Raw genomic sequence first — 19971 nt, 5'->3', positions numbered from 1 at the left:
TCATTGCCGGCTTGCCGGGACCTGGGTGAGGCGGCGGACGGCCCGTGCCATCATTGCGTGCACCACCAGTGGATGCAGCAGCCGCACGGGGAAGAAGTACAGCCGCCCCCGCCAGCCCTTCAGGCGCACGGTGGTGGTGACCCGCAACAGCCGCGCACCGGCGTCGTAAGCCACTCCGCAACGGAAATCCAGGTGCCGGTCATCGGTACTGATGAGGGCTTCCTCGCCACGGACTTCCGAGACGGCAAATACGCCCGCTGTCGCCCGGCTGGCGCCGATCAGACCAACCACGGTTTGCCGAAGCCCCATCAGGGCAACCACCCAGGCCGGCATGGACTTTGCTGAGAACAGCGCCTCCGCCCAGACGCGCGGATCTTCAATGGCACCTTTTTCACCGCCATCGCCATTGTGTAGCCCGTCAGGGACTGGGAGGACAATCACATCGGCGTAGTCAGGGAACGGGATGGAATCCAGCGCGAGGGACCGGAAGGCCGGCAACGATCCTTCGCCGGCGGAGCGGGGCAACGGATTTTCCTGGTCTGGATACATGGCCATCCCTTGATCCTAGGCCGGCAGGACTGCACACTGGATCATTTGGGGAACAGTTTCCGAACCCGTGGAAGGCGCATTTGATGATAGGCTCAAATTCCGTGGTGCAGCGATCAAATTCCCGTGTAAATTCCCGGTTCCCGGGCTCGTCCAAGACGACCAAACACATCTTCGTCACCGGTGGTGTGGCGTCCTCGCTCGGTAAGGGACTGACGGCTTCGAGCCTCGGTCACCTCCTGCGGGCACGCGGCTTGTCTGTAACTATGCAGAAGCTGGATCCCTACCTGAACGTGGATCCGGGCACGATGAACCCCTTCCAGCACGGTGAAGTCTTCGTGACCGACGACGGCGCCGAGACGGACCTGGACATCGGACATTACGAGCGCTTCCTCGACGAAAACCTCGAGGGCTCGGCCAATGTGACAACGGGCCAGATCTATTCCACGGTCATCGCCAAGGAGCGCCGCGGCGAATACCTCGGCGACACCGTCCAGGTCATCCCACACATCACCGATGAAATCAAGCGCCGGATGCGGCTGCCCGCCGAGGGCAAAAACGCGCCCGACGTCATCATCACCGAGATCGGCGGCACGGTGGGCGACATCGAGTCCCAGCCGTTCCTCGAATCAGCCCGCCAGGTCCGCCAGGACATCGGCCGGGGCAACGTCTTCTTCCTCCACGTCTCGCTGGTTCCCTACATCGGCCCCTCGCAGGAGCTCAAAACCAAGCCGACGCAGCACTCGGTAGCTGCGCTGCGCTCTATCGGCATCCAGCCTGAAGCGATCGTGATCCGCTCAGACCGTGAAGTCCCGGACGCCATGCGCGAAAAGATCGGCCGCATGTGCGACGTCGACATCGACGCCGTGGTCAACGCCGCCGATGCGCCGAGCATCTACGACATCCCCAAGACCCTGCACTCCCAGGGCCTGGACTCCTACATCGTCCGCGCCCTGGACCTGCCGTTCAAGGACGTCGACTGGACCAGCTGGGACAAACTTCTCGAAGCAGTCCACAACCCCAAGCACCACGTGGAGATCGCGCTCGTGGGCAAGTACATCGACCTGCCGGATGCCTACCTGTCGGTGACTGAAGCCCTGCGTGCCGGCGGTTTCGCCAACGACACCAAGGTCAAGATCCGCTGGGTCCCGTCCGACGAGTGCGAAACCCATGAGGGAGCTGTCGCTTCCCTCGACGGAGTGGACGCGATCTGCGTACCGGGCGGCTTCGGGATCCGCGGGCTCGAAGGCAAGCTGGGCGCACTCAAGTTCGCCCGCGAAACCAAGCTGCCCGTCCTGGGCCTGTGCCTTGGCCTTCAGTGCATGGTGATCGAATACGCCCGCAACGTGGTGGGCCTGGAAGGTGCCTCCTCCAGCGAGTTCGAGCCCGACTCCAAGTACCCGGTCATCGCCACGATGGAAGAACAGCTGGATATTGTCGAGGGCAAGGGCGACCTGGGCGGCACCATGCGCCTGGGCCTGTACGAAGCCAAGCTCGACGCCGGTTCAGTAATCGCCGAGACCTATGGAAAGACCACTGTCAGCGAACGCCACCGGCACCGCTACGAGGTCAACAACAAGTACCGCGAGCAGATCGCTGCGCAGGGCCTCGTCTTCTCCGGAACGTCCCCCGACGGCAAGCTGGTGGAGTTCGTGGAGCTGCCCGCTGAGGTTCACCCTTACTATGTCGCCACGCAGGCGCACCCGGAACTGAGCTCGCGCCCCACCCGGCCGCACCCGCTCTTTGCCGGTCTGATCAAGGCTGCCTTGGATCACCAGCAAGGACCCGACCTGGCGGATGCCCCCACGGCGCCTGCCGCCGTGGCGGAAGCGGCTGCTGCCGGGCAATCGCGTACGGTTGCCGCTAAGTAGTTCAACACACGCAAAGGACGGCGCGATGCCCGGTATCCCTGAAACCCCCCACGCTGCACGGCAGGTTTCGGACACACCGAGCCCGCGCCGTCTTTTATCTACCGAGAAGGTCTACGAAGGCCGGATCTGGGACGTGGTCAGTGACAGCTTCCAGTTGCAGGACACAGGCGATGCGCTGACCCGGGACTACATCGAACATCCCGGCGCCGTGGCGGTCCTGCCGATGAACGACGCCGGTGAGATCCTGCTCCTCAAGCAGTACCGCCACCCGGTGGGCATGGACCTGTGGGAAATCCCGGCCGGCCTGCTGGACGTGGAGGGTGAGGACTTTGTGGCCGGTGCCGCCCGTGAGCTCGCGGAGGAAGCGGACCTCGCGGCCGGCACCTGGAATGTCCTGGCCGATTTCTTCAATTCGCCCGGATCCTCCAGCGAGGCCATCAGGATCTACCTCGCCCGGGACATCGCCTACGTTCCCCATCACGAACGCCATGAGCGGATGGATGAGGAAGCGGAAATCGAATTCCACTGGATAGCCTTGGACGACGCCGTGGACGCTGTCCTGGAGGGGCGGCTGCACAACCCGTCCGCCGTCGTCGGGATCCTTGCCGCCGCTGCTGCCCGGACCCGCGGCTATGCTGACCTCCGGCCGGCGGATGCTCCGTGGCCCGCGCACCCCAGCCAGCGCTGATGGCCGTAGCGACTTCGGAGGAACTTGCAGCCGGGAGCGCCGCGACAGATCCCGCTGAACCTGACACCCGGCAGCCCACTGCCATCGACCGCGCCATCACCGAATATCTTCAGCACATGGGCGTCGAGCGGGGACTTGCGGCGAACACCCTCTCGGCATACCGGCGGGACCTCACCAGGTACTCCCGCTACCTGGCCAAGGCCGGTTGTCTACGCCCGGACCAGGTCACCCGGCACCATGTGACAGGGTACGTCCGGGCCCTCACCGACGGTTCCGACGGCGGCACCGCCCTGGGCGTAAGGTCGGCGGCCAGGACAGTCGTGGCGGTCCGCGGGCTGCATAAGTTCTGGGCCCTGGAAGGACTGACGACCACTGACCCCGCCAGTGATGTCCATCCGCCCATGCCCGGCAAGAGGCTGCCCAAGGCGATCAGCGTGGACGAAGTCACCAGGATCCTCGAGGCAACCGGAACGGATACGGCGACCGGCATGCGCGACCGGGCCCTGCTCGAATTCCTCTACTCCACCGGGGCCAGGATCAGCGAGGCCGTGGGCCTGGATGTAGACGACATTTGGCTGCAGGAAGCCGAGGCCGGCCCCGCGATCGTCCGTCTTTTCGGCAAGGGCTCCAAGGAGCGGCTGGTGCCCCTCGGATCATACGGAGCCAGGGCCCTGGATGCCTATCTGGTGCGTGCCCGTCCACTGCTGGCGGTCAAGGGTAAGGGCACACCGGCGCTGTTCCTCAATGCCAGGGGCGGAAGGATCAGCCGCCAAAGCGCCTGGACCATCCTGAAGGCCGCGGCGGAGAAGGCCAACATCACCAAGGATGTCTCGCCGCACACGCTGCGCCACTCCTTCGCCACGCACCTTCTGGAAGGCGGTGCGGACGTACGCGTAGTCCAGGAGCTTCTGGGCCATGCTTCCGTGACCACCACACAGGTCTACACGCTGGTTACTGCCGACACCCTCCGTGAAATCTACGCTGCCGCCCACCCCCGGGCGCTGGGCTGACTGCCGGGCCGAATCCGCGCTTAACGGTCCGGCAAAAATACCTTTGCCCGGGTGTAAGAAACACGGCGCCACGGGACACTAGTTGGTTAACAACCAAGGTCATCCGATGCCGGGGGGAACACTATGTTGGCAGCCAGTGAACATGACTTTATCGACCTGCACACCCAGCACTTCACGCGCGTCTACCGCTATATCGCCTACCGGATTAATGACCTGCCCCGGGCGGAGGAACTGGCGGCGGATGTCTTCAGGATCGCCTGGGAAAAACAGCCGGCCGAACCCCCCGGCATTGGCTGGCTGCTCGCCACCGCGCGGAAATTGCTCAGCAACGAATATAAGGGCCGCCGCCGTCGCCTCGAACTTGTCGACCGGCTGAAGGACCAGGCCTGGAGCCAGGCCCCGGGCTCCAACGATGAAGAGCAGGCCGCCGTGGCCGAAGTCCTGCTGCGGCTGAAGGAGCGGGACCGGGAGGTCCTCATGCTCAGCTACTGGGACGACCTGACCACCGCGGAACTGGCCCAGACACTGGGATGTTCCCCCTCCGCCGCCGCCGTGCGCCTTCATCGGGCACGCAAGGCGTTTGCCAGTGTGGCCCCCGCACAACTCATGACCGAACGGAAGGGTTAGCCATGGACCGGATCGAACAGCTCATGAAGGATGCCAAACCACAGGTCGCGGAACCACGCGCCGCCTCGGCCGCCGCTGCACGCTCCATCGTCCTGTCCGATCACGCCGATGTGGTCCCCTTTTCAAGGCACAGGTCCGCTCGCCGGACGGCTGCCCGAGCGGCAGTCGTCGGCCTTGCCGCCGCCGCCGTGGTCGGGGCCGTCGTGGTTGCCAGCGGGATGGGGGCACCGCAACCCCAGCCTGCACCGGCGGCCAGCACCCAAGCGCCTCCTGCCCCGAGCCCAGGCGCCACCGAACCGTCGCCGTCACCGTCGCTCAGCCCCACTGCAACCTCACCCGCAGCCCTGAGCACGGGCGGCGTTCCCTGCATCGTGGCCAACATTGACCAGCTCATGAACACCCGTACCCCTGTGATTGAGCCGATTGCCGCAGCCGAGCAGCACTATTACACGGTGCTTGGCTGCGCTGACGGCTGGCTGGCTTACTCGATTTCGGACGAGGGCGCCAGGGACCTTCAGCTCGATGGGGGAAACGCTTGGTATTACATTGCCAGGCTGCAGAACGGACGTTTCCTCTTTGATGTGCAGGCGCCGTGGTCCACGGTTTTCAGTTGGAAATTCCAGGCCTTGAACAACGACGTCTCGCAGAACGGCCAACGGGCGACTGCGCAGGAAGCGATGGACAAGGAATTCGCACAGAAAGGGATCCCTGTTGAACTCCGGCGGCAGCTGGTTGGAGAAGGCCCGACAGACGCCTCCTGAGCAAGTAATCCGCCCCGAGCAAGCAACCACCCGAGATGGCATGCTGCCAGGCGATAGTGTGAGGGCATGACGTTCACCCCTGTCACGCTGTGCTTTCTCACCCGTGAGTACGGCGGCGTGCCCCAGGTCCTGCTGGGACTTAAGAAGACCGGCTTCGGGCGGGGGAAAATCGTCGGGCTGGGCGGCCACGTTGAACCGGGTGAAACGGAGGCGGAGGCCGCCTGCCGCGAGGTCCACGAGGAATCCGGACTGGTGGTCCGGCAGCAGGATCTCCGCGATGCGGGTCTGGTGATGTTCGATTTCCCGGCCCGCCCGGCATGGAACATGACAACGCGGTTGTTTGTCGCGGCACGTTGGAGCGGCGAACCGGCCGAAAGCGCCGAGATCCTCCCGGAATGGTTCGACGTCGGATCCCTTCCCGTCGACCGGATGTGGCAGGACGCAGCCCATTGGCTCCCGCTGGCCCTGCAAGGCGCCGTACTTCAGATCACAGTGGTTCTGAACGATGACAACGAGACTGTGCGCGAAGTGCTGGACTACACCACGCGCTGAAGCGGAATTTTGGCCTGGGGAGAGTCGGTGTAACCTCTGCGGGCTGGGCGGAAACTATAGGGTTACAGGCTAGACCGGGACGAGACAACTTCAGGGGGGATCGTGCTTTCAGAGCGCGAGCAGGCGTTTGTCGCCTTGTACAAGGACAGCTATCCGAGGATCCACAAATTCGTGCTTCGGCGGGTTGATGACGCCGAGCTGGCCCAGGAGCTGGCTGCTGATGTCTTCCGCGTTGCCTGGCAGAAGTGGGACGGCGCGGGCAGCACGGAGATTGCGTGGCTCTTTACCGTGGCCCGCAATCTCATTGGCAACGCCTATCGCGGACGGGACCGGCAGCACGCGCTGCACGACAAGCTCATGGTCTCCTCGGTGGAGGGTTCCTGGGACAACAGCGACAACGCCTCAGTGGAGGACGCCATGATGGCGCTGCGGGAAAAGGACCGTGACATTCTGCAACTGGCGTACTGGGATGAGCTCACCATTTTGGAGATCTCGCAGGTGCTCCATTGCACTCAGTCTTCGGCCAAGGTGCGGCTGCACCGGGCCAGGGAAGCGTTCCGTAAACTTCTTCCGGCCCTGTGCGGGCCGTTCGAACAGAAAGTGGGTGCCTAGCAATGGACGCCATCAGGAATCTCGTTGCGGGAGCTGACCCGATCGGTCCCGACCCCATCGTTCCGGATGCTGAGGAGGCCCTGGGCTCGATGTTTTCCCGCCCGGAGGTTTTCGCTGACCGGGTGTCCCCGGACATTCCGACCCTCGCGGAGCGGAGGCAGCGCCGCGGCAGGGTGCTGGGGCTGATGACGATAGCGGCAGCGGCCGTGACAGCCGGTGTCCTCGTATCCCTGAACCTTGGACCGCTGACCTCCGCACCGGCGCCGGCGGGCACATCCACACCGACTCCAACTGCCGGTTCCAGCGTTAGTCCAACACCGACCGCAACCGCGAGTTCAACACCATCGGCCAGCCCGGCCCCAACGCCCGCCGCGACTTTGCCCGTTACCCCTTCTGAACCGGCATCGCCGCCTGTCGCAGACTGGCGGCGGTTCTCAAGTCCCAGTGCCGGGGTTTCGTTCGAAGTGCCGGCTGGCTGGACTGCGAAGGATGTGCCGGCTGGAGCGCCTGACTACCCGGCCTCCGGCATAGAGGTGTCAGACGAGGCCGGCAAGACGGTAGCGACCCTCTACTACGGCACCGGTGGTGGCCTGGGAGGCGCCTGCGGTCCAGAAAAGTACACGCAAATCGAGCTGGACTCCGCGGAATATACCGCTGGGTGGGATCCAAACGCCGGCGTCCGCTTCTCCTACCGCCTCATTGACAGGACCTCGGTTGGCGGAGGCTTCTCCTACCAGGCGGGGCTGGTTGATGAGTCCAGCGGCCGGTTGACGAATAGCTGCCTGATGTACTCCGTAGTCCACGGCGTGCCGCGCGGCACGCTCTACTTCGCCGACAGGGCGTGGAATGCCCCCGATGAACCCGTATTCCAGACCATGGCCGAAGCCACCGCATACATGAGCACCGACGAGTACCGGAACCTGAAGAAGATGATCTTGACCCTGTCGCTGCCCGGGTAGGGTGCGGACGACGGCGGCCCGGTCACCCTCAAGGTGACCGGGCCGCCCGTTGTGCCCGTTGAGCCAGACTGTTGATCCTGCTCTTGGCCTGGCGGACGCGCGGGCTAGGGGAGGTGCCTTTCCTCGGGGCCGTTGTATTCGCTGAGCGGGCGGATCAGCGAGTTCGAAGCCAGTTGCTCCATGATGTGCGCAGTCCAGCCCGTGATCCGGCTCGCTACGAACAGGGGAGTGAACGTGGCGGTGTCGAATCCCATGAGGTGGTAGGTAGGCCCGGTGGGGTAGTCGAGGTTCGGCTTGATCCCCTTAGCCTCGTCCATGGCCGCTTCCAGCCCGTTGTAGAGCCCCAGCAGTTCGGGCCGGCCGTAGTGGGCGATCATCTTGTCCAGTGCGGCCTTCATGGTGGGGACGCGGGAGTCGCCGTGCTTGTAGACGCGGTGGCCGAAGCCCATGACCTTTTTCTTCTGTTTGAGGGCGTCTTCCATCCATGTCTTGGCGCGCGCGGCGGCGTCCTCCAAGGATTCCTCCGGCCGGATGCCGATCTCGTCGAAGGTGTGCATAACGGCCTCGTTGGCGCCGCCATGAAGCGCTCCCTTAAGCGCCCCGATGGCGCCCGTCACGGCCGAATGAAGATCCGAGAGGGTCGATGTAATCACCCTGGCTGTGAACGTGGAAGCGTTGAACGAGTGCTCCGCGTAAAGGATCATGGACACGTTGAACGCCTCCACAACCTCCGGGACCTGTTCCTCGCCGAAGGTCATCCACAGGAAGTTGGCGGAATAGTCCAGGTCCTCACGGGGTGCCACCGGCTCCTGGCCGTGGCGGCGGCGCTGGTCATAGGCAACGACAGCCGGCATCGCGGCGAACAGGTCAATGGCCTTGGCCAAATTCGCCTCGCGGGAGGAGTCCTCCGCCAGAGCGTGGCGTGCCCCCATGACGGATGCTGCGGTACGGCATACGTCCATGGGGTGGGAGCTGGCGGGGAGCGCGTCGATGACCTGCTTGACCACCGGATCCAGTGCCCGTCCTGCCCTTTCCCGGGCAGTGAAGTCCGCGAGCTGCCCGGCGTCGGGAAGCTCGCCGTTCCAGAGCAGGTAGGCGACTTCTTCAAAGCTGCACCTGGCGGCCAGCTCCTGGACGGGATAGCCGCGGTACAGCAAGGAGTTCGTCTCCGGGTTGACCTTCGAGACGGCGGTGTAGTCCACCACGACGCCGTCGAGGCCCTTTTTGATGTCCTGTTCAGCCATGCTGAGACTCCTTCGTTCCTGTCGCCTGGTGAGCCGGCCGGAGCCGGATTTTGTGGGTGGACTTTATGTGCCGGGGATCTGGAAGTTAAAGATTCCTGTGTCAAAGCGGTTATAGGCCTCGTAGTCCACCAGGTCATACAAACGCGCACGGGTCAGCATGCTTCCGACCTGTGCCTCCTGGGTTCCATCAGCCTTGATCGATTCCAGCGTACGCTCCGCGGCGCCCATGGCACTACGGAGCAGGGTCACCGGATAAATAATCATGGAGACTCCGACGGCGGCCAGCTGATCCACCGTGAACAGTTCGCTTTGGCCGAACTCTGTCATGTTGGCCAGGATGGGGACGTCTACGACTTCCCGGATGGCCTGGAATTCGGACAGATCCTTCATGGCTTCGGGGAAAATGGCGTCGGCTCCCGCTTCGACGAGGGCTTTGGCCCGGTCCTGGGCTGGCTTCAGACCCTCCACGGCACGAATGTCCGTGCGTGCCATGATCAGGAAGTTCGGATCCCGGCGGGCGTCCGCTGCAGCGCGGATTCGCTTGGTGGCGGTGTCCAGGTCCACGACGTTCTTGCCGTCCAGGTGGCCGCAGCGTTTCGGGTTGAACTGGTCCTCTATATGCAGGCCGGCCAGCCCGGCGTTCTCGAGTTCCTGCACTGTGCGGGCCACGTTCATGGGCTCGCCGAAGCCTGTGTCGGCGTCCACTATCGAGGGCAGGTCAGTCATCCGGGCGATCTGCCCGGCCCTGGTGGCCACTTCGGTGAGGGTGGTGAGCCCGATGTCGGGCAGCCCGAGGTCGTTGGCGAGCACGGCGCCGGAGATGTAGACGCCCGGGAAGCCCTTTTCCTCGATCAGCCGCGCGGACAGCGGGTTGAAGGCGCCGGGGAACTGCTGGATGGTTCCGGACGCCAGCATCTCCCGCAGTCGGATCCGCTTCTGCTCCGGCGTGGTCTTGGAGTACAGCATCTAGAACAGTCCCTTCGGTGCGGTGGCGAAGTCAATGATGCCGGAGGCTGCCGTGATGTTCAGCTGGTCCAGCTCACCGGGCTCCAGCTCGGGAAGCCGAGCAGCGGCGGCGAGGAACCGTTCGATTTCCGCTTCCTCTACCAGACCCGCCGCAAGCGTGCGGAACTTGTTCACGTACTGTTCCCGGGCGAAGGGGCGCGCGCCCAGCGGATGGGCATCGGCCACGGCAATCTCATCAGTGATCACAGTGCCGTCGGCCAGGGTGATCTCAACGGAGCCGCCGAAGGCCTTCTCGGCCATGTCGAGCGAATGGTAGCGGCGGGTCCATTCCGGGTCTTCCTCGGTGCTGACCTTGTGCCACAGATCCACGGTGTCCGGCCGTCCGGCGCGTTCGGGGGAGTAGGAATCGACGTGGTGCCATATGCCGTCCTGGAGGGCCACGGTGAAGATGTAGGGGATGGAGTGATCCAGGGTTTCACGGCTGGCGGTCGGGCTGTACTTCTGGGGATCGTTGGCACCGGAACCGATCACGTTGTGCGTGTGGTGGCTCGTCCTGATCAGCACTGACTTCACGTTGGCCGGATCGGTGGCCTCGGGGTGCTCGCCGTGCAACCGGCGCGCCAGGTCGATCCACGCCTGGGCCTGGTATTCAGCTGAGTGTTCCTTGGTGTAGGTGTCCAGGATGGCCCGTTTCGGCTCACCGGACTCCGGAAGGGGGACGCTGTAGGAGGCGTCGGGGCCGTCCAGCAGCCAGGCGATCACACCGTCTTCGCCCTCATAGATGGGTACGGGGGAGGTCTGGCCGCGCATGGAGCGGTCCACCGCTTCGACTGCCATTTTGCCCGCAAAGGCCGGGGCGTGTGCCTTCCAGGTGGAGATCTCGCCTTTTCGGGACTGCCGGGTGGCGGTGGTGGTGTGGAGCGCCTGGCCCACTGACTGGAAGATCGTCTCGACGTTGAGTCCCAAAAGAGTGCCGATGCCGGCGGCCGCGGACGGACCAAGGTGGGCGACGTGGTCGATTTTGTGCTTGTGCAGGCAGATCGCCTTGACGAGGTTCACCTGGATCTCGTAGCCGGTGGCGATCGCCCGGACCAGGTCCTTGCCGCTGGATCCGACGTGCTGGCCGACGGCGAGGATCGGCGGGATGTTGTCGCCCGGGTGTGAGTAGTCCGCCGCCAGGAAGGTGTCGTGGTAATCGAGTTCACGGACGGCCACACCATTTGCCCAGGCGGCCCACTCGGGGGCGACGCGTTCGCCGATGCCGAAGACCTTGGCGCCCTTGCCCCCGGTGCTGGGCCCGTGACTGAGCGCCTGGGCCCTGGCCGCAACGATCGGGGCACGGTTCAACGATGCGATGGCCACCGAAGCATTGTCGATGACCCGGTTGATCACCATGTTCGTGACCTCATTAGTCACCTCGACGGGGTCCGCGGCGACAACGGCGATCTTGTGTGCCAGCTGGTCCTCCCGGGCCAGGTTTTCCTCGCTGCGGAAGACACGGACGTGGTGTTCCTTAACCATGGGGCTCCTTCTCATAAGGCGTATGGGTTGCTTTGACGTGCGAAAGACTGCGGTGCAGGTGCACGGTGGTGGCCGCTTCGGCCAGTCGTGGATTGCGGTCGGCGATGGCCTCGGCGATCGCTGCATGTTCGGACGCTGCGGCCGTAAGGCGGGCCGGATCGTCCACGGCGAGCCGGCGGATGCGGACCAGGTGGACCCGGAGGCTGCCCATGGCCTGCGCCATGTAGGCGTTTGAGACCGCGGCATCGATGGCCGCGTCAAACCGCGCCACCAGACCGTAATAGCCGTGCCGTGCGGGATCGTCCCCGCTGAGTAGATCCGGGGCAGCCAGCAGCTCACGGTGCAATTGCCGGAATTCCTCGGGATCGCCCCGCTCGGCGGCCAGCGCCGCTGCCTTGCCCTCCAGCGTCTCGCGGAGCTCGAACAGTTCGTCGATGTCCTCGAGGGAGATGGCGGTGACGACGACGCCGCGGCCGCCGGCCGCCGTCGTAAGCCCCTCGGCTGTAAGCCGTCCCAGGGCCTCCCTCAGTGGAGTGCGTGAGACACCCAGCCGCTCGGACTGCTCCACTTCAGCGAGAACGGTGCCGGGGCGAAGGCGCCATTCGACAATGTCGTCGCGGAGCACGGCGTAGGCCCGGTCACTGGCGCGCATTCCCGTTCTCCTTCGCTGGATCTCAGCTCCACTGTATACACCAATGGGCAGTTTGCCTACCAAAGGGACGAGTACGTCAGGAAAAGCGCGATCTGTGTATACAAATACGCTTGGAAGCACTATCGGCCGCTCCACCGGTATTCATTTTCCGGTCTGCCGGGAGTCCCATAACGGGCGGTCCGGGAGACCGTGCCGGCGTCGGCAAGGTATTCCAGGTACCGCCGCGCAGTGACCCGCGACATGCCCAGCGCGTCCATGACTTCCGCCGCTGAAACGGCCTGGGGATGCTGTTTCATGTACTCCTGGACGGACACAAGAGTTGAGGCGGACAGGCCCTTGGGCAGTGGCATTTCCGATGGCGCCCGCAGGCTGGCGAATGCCTGGTCCACATCACTCTGGGATGCCCCGGTCCGGCCTGAGCCGGCTTCGGGTGATGCAAGCTGCTGCCGGAACAATCTATAGCTCGCGAGCTTGTCAGCAAAGGTGGCGTAGGTGAACGGCTTGATCAGGTACTGGACCACTCCGATCGCCACGGCACTGCGGACAATGGCCAGTTCGCGGACGGCGGTGATGGCGATGATGTCCGCCAGGATCCCGGATGCACGCATGCGGCGGGCGATGTCCAGGCCATGGAGATCGGGAAGGTTCATGTCGAGAAGGACGAGTTCCACGGGGTCGCCTGAAGCTGCGAACTCCGTGAGAAGCCGCAGCGCCGACTGGCCGTCCGGAGCGGTTCCGGCGAGCGTGAATCCCTCAAGCCTGCCCACATAGGCGGCATGCGCTGCTGACGCCACCTGCTCGTCCTCCACGACGAGGACGCGGATATCACTCACTGGTACTGCTCCTCTTTGTCGGTTCCCGGCGCCATTGCCGGCAGGAAAACGTGGAACTGTGTTCCGCCAGTGCCTGTGATCGTCATCGTACCGTCCAGCCGCTGCACCGCCTGCCGGACGAGGGCCAGGCCAATGCCGCGGCCGAAGGCCCCCGGTTTTTTGGTGCTGAACCCGTGCTTGAAGATGTGCTCGACGGCGGACGGGTCCACTCCGGGCCCGGAATCGCGGACCGTAATGTCCAGGCCCTCGGAGTCGGACTCCACTGTCAGCGACACCTCCTTGGGTACCTGGCCTTCGGCCGCCGCATCAATCGCATTGTCCAGGAGGTTGCCCAGGATGGTCACGAGGTCCTGGACCGCCACGCCTGTGACGGAGGCGGAACCCAGCGTCGTGAGGGTCAGCTTCACTCCCCGTTCATTGGCCTCTGAAGCCTTGCCCATGATGAGCGCGCTGAGCACCGGCTCGTCCACGGAGCTGACCATTTCATCCGTGAGCTTCTGGCTGAGTTCAAGATCCTTGGTGGCGAACTCCAGGGCTTCGCCGGTCCGGCCCAGCTCAAGCAGGGACACCATGGTGTGCAGCCGGTTGGCATGTTCGTGGGTCTGTGCCCGGAGTGCATCGGAGAGCGTCCGCATGGTTTCGAGCTCACTGCCAAGGGACTCAATTTCCGTGCGGTCACGGATGGTCGCCACCGTCCCGAACACGGCGGGGCGGCGGCCGCCGGGGGAGCCCGGCGCAAGGGCCGGCCCCTGGTTCACCACGACAATCCGGGGCCCGGTCAGATGGATTTCGTCATGGGCTTCGCGGCCGGATTCAAAGAGGTCCTTCAGGCTCGCGGCCAGAGGGAGCTCTGCGAGGTGCGGCGGGTGGGATGGATCGTCCAACGACCTGCGGGGCTCAAGCCCAAGCAGCTCGGCAGCCTGGTCGTTGTACATGACCACCCTGCCTTTGGTGTCGATCAGGATCAGCCCCTCGCGGACGGAGTGCAGAACAGATTCGTAGTAGGCAAACAGCTGAGCCAGTTGTTCGGGGCCCCATCCCCTGGTAACCCTGCGGAGGTACCTGCCCAGCAGCCAGGAAGCCACCGAGCCTCCCAGGAGCAGTGCCAGTGCAATGGCCAGGAGTACGGGCAGCCGGCCGGAAAAGGCCACATCAACCGTGCGAACGGTGACACCGGCGGCGACCAGGGCCTTGACGTTTCCGTTCGCATCCTTGACCGGGACGATCGTGCGCACCGACGGGCCCAGCGTTCCGGCCGTGACTTCGGTGAACACCTCACCGCGGAGCGCTGCATCGATCGAGCCGATGTACGGCTTGCCCAGTTCCTCCTCCCGCGGGTGTGTCCAGCGGGTCCTGTCGGGCGCCATGATGGTGACGAAGTCCGCGCCGGCGTTCGCCATGACCTGCAGCGCATACGGCTGAAGTGTGGCTGAGGGGTCAGGTCCTTCCGCGGCCTGGAGCACCAGGGGATTGGCGGCAACGGCTGCTGCCACGGCCGTCATCCTCCTGCCGGCTTCCTCGTAGGCGTGGTCCCGGGCATCGATGAATGTTGCGGTGCCCACGATGGCGGTGAAGGCCAGCACGATCAGCAGGTTCGCCACAAACAGCCTTCGGGCGATACTCCAGCGGTGCATCATCTGTGCCTTTCATGACCAATATGAACGCAACGGTGATCTGAGTCACTGTGTACCCAATGATGGATATCACACCGGACGGACGTGATGAGCCCAGAGACTGTGCCGCAGCGTCTACCAGATTATCTATAAGGAGACACATCATGGCTTCTCAACGAGGAGAGTCACCAGCGCCTGCCAAGGCAGGCCGCAAGGGCCTCGACAAATCCCACTACCTCTACATGGCAGTCATTGCCGCCGTGATCCTGGGCGCCGTGGTTGGCCTGGTGTTCCCGGAGGTCGGCAAGAACCTCAAGCCACTCGGTGACGGGTTCATCAAACTCATCAAGATGATGATCGCGCCGATCATCTTCTGCACCATCGTGCTCGGCATCGGCTCCATCGCCAAGGCCGCCACGGTGGGCAAGGTCGGCGGACTGGCCCTGGGCTACTTCATTGTCATGTCCACCTTCGCCCTGGCCATCGGCCTGGTCGTCGGCAACATCATCCACCCGGGTGAGGGCCTCAAGCTCGCCGCGTACGATCCGAACAAGAAGGCCGCCACGGACAGCACCGTGGACTTCCTGCTGGGCATCATCCCCAGTGACATCCCCGTGCTGCCCACGCTGCTGGCAGCGATTCTCGTCGGCTTCGCACTGCAGAAGATGGGAACCCAGGGCGCGCCGATCCTCAAGGCCATCGGCCACGCCCAGGCGCTCGTGTTCCGCATCCTGATCATGATCATGTGGCTCGCGCCGGTCGGCGCTTTCGGTGCCATCGCAGCCGTCGTCGGAGCCACCGGCGTAGCGGCAATCGTGAGCATGTTTACCCTCATGGTGGCGTTCTACATCACCTGTGCCCTGTTCATCGTCGTGATCCTCGGCGGACTCCTGCAGGTTGTTGCCGGTGTGAACATCTTCAAGCTGATGCGGTACCTTGCCCGCGAATACCTCCTGATCTTCTCCACGTCCTCTTCCGAGGCCGCACTCCCGCGCCTCATCGCCAAAATGGAGCACCTGGGTGTGTCCAAGCCGGTCGTCGGCGTCACCGTCCCCACGGGTTACTCCTTCAACCTGGACGGCACCGCCATCTACCTGACCATGGCCTCCCTGTTCGTGGCCAACGCCATGGGCACACCGCTTGACCTTGGGGCACAGATCTCCCTCCTGATCTTCATGATCATTGCCTCCAAGGGCGCCGCCGGCGTCACCGGTGCCGGACTGGCAACCCTTGCTGCCGGCCTGCAGGCCCACCGGCCCGAGCTCCTCGGCGGCATGGGCATCATCGTCGGAATCGACCGTTTCATGTCCGAGGCCCGCGCCCTGACCAACTTCACCGGCAATGCAGTAGCCACCGTCCTCGTCGGCACCTGGGTGAAGGAAATCGACGGCGAACAGGTTGACCGGGTGCTGTCCGGCCAGGAGCCCTTCGATGAACTGACTATGATGGCCGGCCACAGCGACCACTTTGGCAGCACGTCGGAGACCGGCACGCTGCCCGCCCACGCCTAGATCGGCGGGGATCGCAACGCATCCCTAAAACCGCCCGTGCAGCCCACGCTGCACGGGCGGTTTTGTTCTGAATCGGCCCAACCTTGCACCTCAACTAGAAGGTCAAGGCTCAGGAGGCAAGCAAAGTCAAGTTCCGGCAAATACCGTGTCGGGCGCTGTAGCCTAGGTGGAAAGTAACTTCGGGCGCTGGATATCCAGTCAAGAAGGTGTCAAGAAGTTGGCAAGAAATGTGGCAGGAAAATCACCGTCATCGAAAGTGTGGATAGATACGTGAGCAGCGAACAGGGTTCAGCAACTCTGGAAGGCACGGAACTCGACCTGGAAGACGCCGTGATGGGTCCTACCGGCCGTCCCTACCGCGAATTTCCGGAGCCAGCGCCTTTGTCGTCCCACGGTCCGGCCCGCGTCATTGCGATGGTCAACCAAAAGGGCGGTGTCGGCAAGACCACGTCCACCATCAACCTGGCTGCGGCACTGGCGGAGTACGGACGCCGGGTCCTGCTGGTTGATTTCGATCCCCAGGGCGCACTGTCGGCTGGCCTGGGCGTGAACCCGCACGAACTCGACCTCACGGTCTATAACGTCCTCATGGACCGCAAGGTTGACATCCGCGACGCCATCCACCAGACCGGCGTTGAGAACGTGGACCTGCTGCCTGCGAACATCGACCTCTCCGCGGCGGAAGTCCAGCTGGTCAACGAGGTAGCGCGGGAACAGGTCCTGGACCGCGCGCTGAAGAAGGTGGAGGACGACTACGACGTCGTCCTCATCGACTGCCAGCCCTCGCTGGGCCTCCTGACGGTCAATGCCCTGACCGCCGCCCACGGCGTCATCATTCCCCTGATCTGTGAATTCTTTGCCCTCCGCGCCGTCGCCCTGCTGGTGGAGACCATCGACAAGGTCCAGGACCGCCTGAACCCGCGGCTGCAGGTGGACGGGGTGCTTGCCACGATGTACGACGCCCGCACCCTGCACAGCCGTGAAGTCATCACCCGCCTGGTTGAAGCCTTTGGTGACAAGGTCTTCGAGACCGTCATCAAGCGGTCCATCAAGTTTGCCGACGCGACAGTGGCCGCCGAACCGATTACCACCTACGCAGGCAACCACATCGGGGCAGATGCCTACCGCCGCCTGGCCAAAGAGCTGATTTCGCGCGGCGGCGCACCGTAGCAAGCAGTGGCTGAAACCAGGCCAGGTTTTGAGGTGCGGCTGGCTAACTTCACCGGGCCGTTCGACCTCCTGCTTGGCCTCATCGCGAAGCACCAGCTCGACATCACCGAAGTGGCCATCGCCACCGTCACCGACGAGTTCATCAAATACATCAGGAAACTCCAGAAGCTGGGCGAGGAGTGGGCCCTGGACGAAGCCAGCGAGTTCCTGGTTATCGCCGCCACCCTCCTTGACCTGAAGGCTGCCCGGCTGCTGCCCGCCGGCGAAGTCGAGGACGATGAAGACATCGCGCTACTGGAAGCCCGCGACCTGCTTTTTGCCCGGCTGCTCCAATACAAGGCCTTCAAAGAAGTGGCGGGCCTTCTTGGTGCCACGCTGGAGCAGGAGTCGAAAAGGTTTCCGCGTCAGGTTGCGCTGGAAGAGCATTTCGCAGCCATGCTCCCCGAGCTGGTGTGGAAGCACACGCCGGAGCAGTTTGCCAGGCTGGCGGAAACTGCGTTGAAACCCAAAACTCCCCATCCCACGGAAGTGGGCCTGGGCCACCTGCATGCCAGCGCGGTCAGCGTGAAGGAGCAGGCCGAGATCCTTGGCCTCCGGCTGCAACTGGGGAAGCCGTTGTCCTTCCGTGCGCTGATCGCCGATGCCGCGTCCACGCTGGTGGTAGTTGCCCGGTTCCTTGCCCTGCTGGAGATGTTCCGGGACAAAGTCGTGTCCTTTGACCAGCTCTCCCCGCTTGGCGATCTCACCGTGCACTGGATAGCAGAAGGCCAGGACTGGTCCACCGGGAATCTGAGCGAAGAGTATGAGGAGCAGCCATGAACAATGACCTTCCCCTTGCTGATCTTCCGCCTGACGGCGCAGCAAGTGCCCTGGCAGAAGGGCATGATGTCCGGGACCTGCCGGGCGGGGCCAAGGCCGCCATTGAAGCGGTACTGATGGTGCTGGACCAGCCGGCCACCGCCACCGAACTGGCCGCTGGCCTCAACCTGACAGTCGCCGTCGTCGAGCAGCTGCTGGCGGAACTGCAGCGCGAGTATAGCGGCTATACTGTTAAAGCCCCGGACACGGACGTTGCCAGCGATGCCGGCTTCAGCTCCAGCCCCCGGGGTTTTGAATTGCGGAACATCGCCGGTGGCTGGCGGATCTACTCACGCACCGATTTTGCCGACGTCGTCGGCCGGTTCGTGCTGGAAGGTCAAACAGCCAGGCTCACGCAGGCGGCCCTTGAGACATTGGCCGTGATCGCGTACCGGCAGCCAGTTTCGAGGGCCCGCGTGTCCGCGATTCGTGGAGTCAACGTTGATTCGGTCGTACGGACACTGGCCCAGCGCGGACTGATCGAAGATTCGGGAACCGATCCTGAGTCCGGAGCTATCCTCTACCGGACCACGTCGTATTTCCTTGAACGGATAGGCATCGGCTCCGTGGCCGAACTTCCTCAGCTCTCTCCCCATCTTCCGGGGCTGGAAGGCATCGAGGAGTTCTACGACGCCGGAAGAATGTAGGCGGGAAAGCCCGCCTGCTGCAAGAGTATTCATAAGGGCAGATATATTCTGCATGGCTGGTTAAGGTTGTTCTTGGACAACTTGCCGCCACATATCGAAGGACGGGTCATGACACAGGCGGGACGCCAGGGTTCACCACGTAACAGTTCAGGACGCAACAGTTCAGAACGCAACTCAGCTCAGGGCGCCTCACACGCCGGCGGCAGCCGCGGGGGCACGCAGGGCGGATTCCGCGGCGCTGCAGGCAAGCGCGCCGGCTTCGGCGGCGGCGACCGGCCGCATAAAGCACCGAAGGCCCGTGAGGAGCGCTTCGTTGATCCGGATGAGGCACCGGCTGCCCAGGAGGTACGGGCCACGTCCGATTGGAAGCCCGGCGCAAAGCCTTCCTCACGTAAGCCGGCTGCCCGCAAACCGGGCGCCAAAAAAGCGCCGGGAACTCCCGGAGCCCTCAAGCCCAAGCCGCGCACCGGTGCTCCCGGCGCCGCAGCATCACGCGCCTTCGGCAGCGAACGCTTCGGCCAGAACCTGGGCCCGGTCCGCAAGCCCACGCGCAAGCGTGGTCCGCGCGGCGATGTTCCGCAATCTGAACTGCACGATGCCGACGGAGTCCGCCTGCAAAAGGTCATGGCCCAGGCCGGCGTGGCTTCCCGCCGTGTCTGTGAAGAGATGATCGCTGAGGGCCGCGTGGAAGTGGACGGCCAGGTGGTTACCGAATTGGGTGTACGCGTTGACCCCAAAACGGCTGTCATTCACGTCGACGGCCTGCGGATCCAGCTGGACGACAACCTTGTCTACATGGTCTTCAACAAGCCCAAGGGTGTGGTGTCCACCATGGAGGACCCCGACGGGCGCCCCTGCATCAGCGACTTCGTGCGGAAGACCCACCAGGGAGAACGCCTGTTCCATGTGGGCCGGCTGGACGTTGCCACCGAGGGCCTGCTGCTGCTGACGAACGACGGCGAACTGGCCAACCGTCTGACGCACCCCTCGTATGAAGTGCCCAAGACATACCTGGTCCAGGTCCGGGGACCTTTCCCCCACGGCGTTGGAGCGCAGCTGAGGGCAGGTGTGGAGCTGGAGGACGGCATCGCCTCTGTTGACTCCTTCAAGCTGGTGGACTCCACCCCCGGCCACGTGCTGATCGAAGTGGTGCTGCACTCGGGCAAGAACCGGATTGTCCGGCGCCTGTTCGATGCTGTGGGTTTCCCGGTCCTGCGCCTGGTGCGTGTGAAGGTGGGACCCATCGGCCTTGGCGACCAGCGCCAGGGCAGCATCCGCAACCTGGGCAAGCAGGAAGTCGGCCACCTGCTGGCATCCGTAGGGCTCTGAG

The 19971-nt window shown here is 64.1% G+C and carries 20 protein-coding genes; 13 read left to right on the top strand and 7 right to left on the bottom strand.

What is annotated here, in order from left to right; genetic code table 11:
• The gene (locus QFZ40_RS12430; RefSeq protein WP_306904726.1) at window positions 1–555 is read right to left on the bottom strand and encodes a DUF2867 domain-containing protein; all 555 of its coding nucleotides are present in this window, start codon (window positions 553–555) and stop codon (window positions 1–3) included.
• 77 nt (window positions 556–632) lie between these two features.
• On the opposite strand from QFZ40_RS12430, the gene QFZ40_RS12425 reads away from it, so the two are divergent.
• The 8 genes from QFZ40_RS12425 (at window position 633) to QFZ40_RS12390 (ending at window position 7626) form a co-directional block, all read left to right on the top strand.
• Window positions 633–2417, top strand: coding sequence for a CTP synthase (locus tag QFZ40_RS12425; protein WP_306904724.1), 1785 nt, complete (start codon window positions 633–635; stop codon window positions 2415–2417).
• Window positions 2418–2442: 25 nt separating this feature from the next.
• A complete protein-coding gene (locus QFZ40_RS12420; RefSeq protein ID WP_306904722.1) occupies window positions 2443–3105 on the top strand; it encodes an NUDIX domain-containing protein in 663 nt (220 codons plus the stop codon).
• Window positions 3105–4115 (top strand): site-specific tyrosine recombinase XerD, encoded by a 1011-nt coding sequence (xerD, locus tag QFZ40_RS12415; protein WP_306904720.1) that lies wholly within the window; start codon window positions 3105–3107, stop codon window positions 4113–4115. Before QFZ40_RS12420 ends, xerD begins: the two co-directional genes overlap by 1 nt.
• 123 nt (window positions 4116–4238) lie before the next feature.
• The gene (locus tag QFZ40_RS12410; protein WP_306904718.1) at window positions 4239–4742 is read left to right on the top strand and encodes an RNA polymerase sigma factor; all 504 of its coding nucleotides are present in this window, start codon (window positions 4239–4241) and stop codon (window positions 4740–4742) included.
• A gap of 2 nt (window positions 4743–4744) precedes the next feature.
• Window positions 4745–5503 (top strand): hypothetical protein, encoded by a 759-nt coding sequence (locus tag QFZ40_RS12405; protein WP_306904717.1) that lies wholly within the window; start codon window positions 4745–4747, stop codon window positions 5501–5503.
• Between the two features lie 66 nt (window positions 5504–5569).
• The gene (locus QFZ40_RS12400) at window positions 5570–6055 is read left to right on the top strand and encodes an 8-oxo-dGTP diphosphatase (protein ID WP_306904715.1); all 486 of its coding nucleotides are present in this window, start codon (window positions 5570–5572) and stop codon (window positions 6053–6055) included.
• 102 nt (window positions 6056–6157) lie between these two features.
• Window positions 6158–6667, top strand: coding sequence for an RNA polymerase sigma factor (locus tag QFZ40_RS12395; RefSeq protein ID WP_306904713.1), 510 nt, complete (start codon window positions 6158–6160; stop codon window positions 6665–6667).
• 2 nt (window positions 6668–6669) lie between these two features.
• Entirely contained in the window at window positions 6670–7626 is a 957-nt protein-coding gene (locus QFZ40_RS12390; RefSeq protein WP_306904711.1) for a hypothetical protein, read from the top strand.
• A gap of 104 nt (window positions 7627–7730) precedes the next feature.
• On the opposite strand, the gene QFZ40_RS12385 is transcribed toward QFZ40_RS12390, so the two are convergent.
• The 6 genes from QFZ40_RS12385 to QFZ40_RS12360 all read right to left on the bottom strand — a co-directional run bounded on the left by QFZ40_RS12385 (window position 7731) and on the right by QFZ40_RS12360 (window position 14479).
• The gene (locus QFZ40_RS12385; RefSeq protein ID WP_306904709.1) at window positions 7731–8870 is read right to left on the bottom strand and encodes a bifunctional 2-methylcitrate synthase/citrate synthase; all 1140 of its coding nucleotides are present in this window, start codon (window positions 8868–8870) and stop codon (window positions 7731–7733) included.
• 63 nt (window positions 8871–8933) lie between these two features.
• Complete coding sequence (gene prpB, locus QFZ40_RS12380; protein ID WP_306904707.1) at window positions 8934–9836, bottom strand: methylisocitrate lyase; 903 nt, start codon at window positions 9834–9836, stop codon at window positions 8934–8936.
• Window positions 9837–11357: an MmgE/PrpD family protein gene (locus tag QFZ40_RS12375; RefSeq protein WP_306904705.1), complete on the bottom strand. Its 1521-nt coding sequence runs from the start codon at window positions 11355–11357 to the stop codon at window positions 9837–9839.
• Window positions 11350–12009, bottom strand: a complete 660-nt coding sequence (locus QFZ40_RS12370; protein WP_306904704.1) for a GntR family transcriptional regulator — start codon at window positions 12007–12009, stop codon at window positions 11350–11352. Before QFZ40_RS12370 ends, QFZ40_RS12375 begins: the two co-directional genes overlap by 8 nt.
• Window positions 12010–12128: 119 nt before the next feature.
• Window positions 12129–12842 carry a response regulator gene (locus tag QFZ40_RS12365; RefSeq protein ID WP_306904701.1) on the bottom strand — a complete coding sequence of 238 codons (714 nt, stop codon included), beginning with the start codon at window positions 12840–12842 and terminating at the stop codon, window positions 12129–12131.
• Window positions 12839–14479, bottom strand: coding sequence for a sensor histidine kinase (locus tag QFZ40_RS12360; RefSeq protein WP_306904699.1), 1641 nt, complete (start codon window positions 14477–14479; stop codon window positions 12839–12841). The genes QFZ40_RS12365 and QFZ40_RS12360 overlap by 4 nt, the downstream gene beginning before the upstream one ends.
• Before the next feature lie 140 nt (window positions 14480–14619).
• Here QFZ40_RS12360 and QFZ40_RS12355 point away from each other — a divergent pair, with 140 nt between their 5' ends.
• The 5 genes from QFZ40_RS12355 to QFZ40_RS12335 all read left to right on the top strand — a co-directional run bounded on the left by QFZ40_RS12355 (window position 14620) and on the right by QFZ40_RS12335 (window position 19970).
• Entirely contained in the window at window positions 14620–15966 is a 1347-nt protein-coding gene (locus QFZ40_RS12355) for a cation:dicarboxylate symporter family transporter (protein ID WP_306904697.1), read from the top strand.
• A 270-nt stretch (window positions 15967–16236) separates the two neighbouring features.
• On the top strand, window positions 16237–17136 hold the full coding sequence (locus tag QFZ40_RS12350) for a ParA family protein (RefSeq protein ID WP_306904695.1): 900 nt from the start codon (window positions 16237–16239) through the stop codon (window positions 17134–17136).
• Between the two features lie 6 nt (window positions 17137–17142).
• Window positions 17143–17955: a segregation and condensation protein A gene (locus tag QFZ40_RS12345; RefSeq protein ID WP_306904693.1), complete on the top strand. Its 813-nt coding sequence runs from the start codon at window positions 17143–17145 to the stop codon at window positions 17953–17955.
• On the top strand, window positions 17952–18641 hold the full coding sequence (gene scpB, locus QFZ40_RS12340) for an SMC-Scp complex subunit ScpB (protein WP_306904692.1): 690 nt from the start codon (window positions 17952–17954) through the stop codon (window positions 18639–18641). Before QFZ40_RS12345 ends, scpB begins: the two co-directional genes overlap by 4 nt.
• 108 nt (window positions 18642–18749) lie before the next feature.
• Window positions 18750–19970: a pseudouridine synthase gene (locus QFZ40_RS12335; protein ID WP_306904689.1), complete on the top strand. Its 1221-nt coding sequence runs from the start codon at window positions 18750–18752 to the stop codon at window positions 19968–19970.
• Window position 19971: the final 1 nt, after the last annotated feature.

It is taken from the genome of Arthrobacter pascens, from assembly GCF_030816475.1.
Classification (GTDB): domain Bacteria; phylum Actinomycetota; class Actinomycetes; order Actinomycetales; family Micrococcaceae; genus Arthrobacter; species Arthrobacter pascens_B.
Note: the sequence above shows the minus strand (reverse complement) of the source record. Positions and strands in the feature narration are given on the sequence as shown.

Excerpts from the sequence above, each read along its gene's own strand:
- QFZ40_RS12390 (WP_306904711.1), top strand. The coding sequence starts at position 6,670 with ATGGACGCCATCAGGAATCTCGTTGCGGGAGCTGACCCGATCGGTCCC.
- QFZ40_RS12425 (WP_306904724.1), top strand. The coding sequence starts at position 633 with ATGATAGGCTCAAATTCCGTGGTGCAGCGATCAAATTCCCGTGTAAAT.
- QFZ40_RS12360 (WP_306904699.1), bottom strand. The coding sequence starts at position 14,479 with ATGATGCACCGCTGGAGTATCGCCCGAAGGCTGTTTGTGGCGAACCTG.
- QFZ40_RS12430 (WP_306904726.1), bottom strand. The coding sequence starts at position 555 with ATGGCCATGTATCCAGACCAGGAAAATCCGTTGCCCCGCTCCGCCGGC.
- QFZ40_RS12385 (WP_306904709.1), bottom strand. The coding sequence starts at position 8,870 with ATGGCTGAACAGGACATCAAAAAGGGCCTCGACGGCGTCGTGGTGGAC.
- QFZ40_RS12370 (WP_306904704.1), bottom strand. The coding sequence starts at position 12,009 with ATGCGCGCCAGTGACCGGGCCTACGCCGTGCTCCGCGACGACATTGTC.
- QFZ40_RS12405 (WP_306904717.1), top strand. The coding sequence starts at position 4,745 with ATGGACCGGATCGAACAGCTCATGAAGGATGCCAAACCACAGGTCGCG.
- xerD (WP_306904720.1), top strand. The coding sequence starts at position 3,105 with ATGGCCGTAGCGACTTCGGAGGAACTTGCAGCCGGGAGCGCCGCGACA.
- scpB (WP_306904692.1), top strand. The coding sequence starts at position 17,952 with ATGAACAATGACCTTCCCCTTGCTGATCTTCCGCCTGACGGCGCAGCA.
- QFZ40_RS12355 (WP_306904697.1), top strand. The coding sequence starts at position 14,620 with ATGGCTTCTCAACGAGGAGAGTCACCAGCGCCTGCCAAGGCAGGCCGC.
- prpB (WP_306904707.1), bottom strand. The coding sequence starts at position 9,836 with ATGCTGTACTCCAAGACCACGCCGGAGCAGAAGCGGATCCGACTGCGG.
- QFZ40_RS12375 (WP_306904705.1), bottom strand. The coding sequence starts at position 11,357 with ATGGTTAAGGAACACCACGTCCGTGTCTTCCGCAGCGAGGAAAACCTG.
- QFZ40_RS12400 (WP_306904715.1), top strand. The coding sequence starts at position 5,570 with ATGACGTTCACCCCTGTCACGCTGTGCTTTCTCACCCGTGAGTACGGC.
- QFZ40_RS12410 (WP_306904718.1), top strand. The coding sequence starts at position 4,239 with ATGTTGGCAGCCAGTGAACATGACTTTATCGACCTGCACACCCAGCAC.
- QFZ40_RS12335 (WP_306904689.1), top strand. The coding sequence starts at position 18,750 with ATGACACAGGCGGGACGCCAGGGTTCACCACGTAACAGTTCAGGACGC.
- QFZ40_RS12420 (WP_306904722.1), top strand. The coding sequence starts at position 2,443 with ATGCCCGGTATCCCTGAAACCCCCCACGCTGCACGGCAGGTTTCGGAC.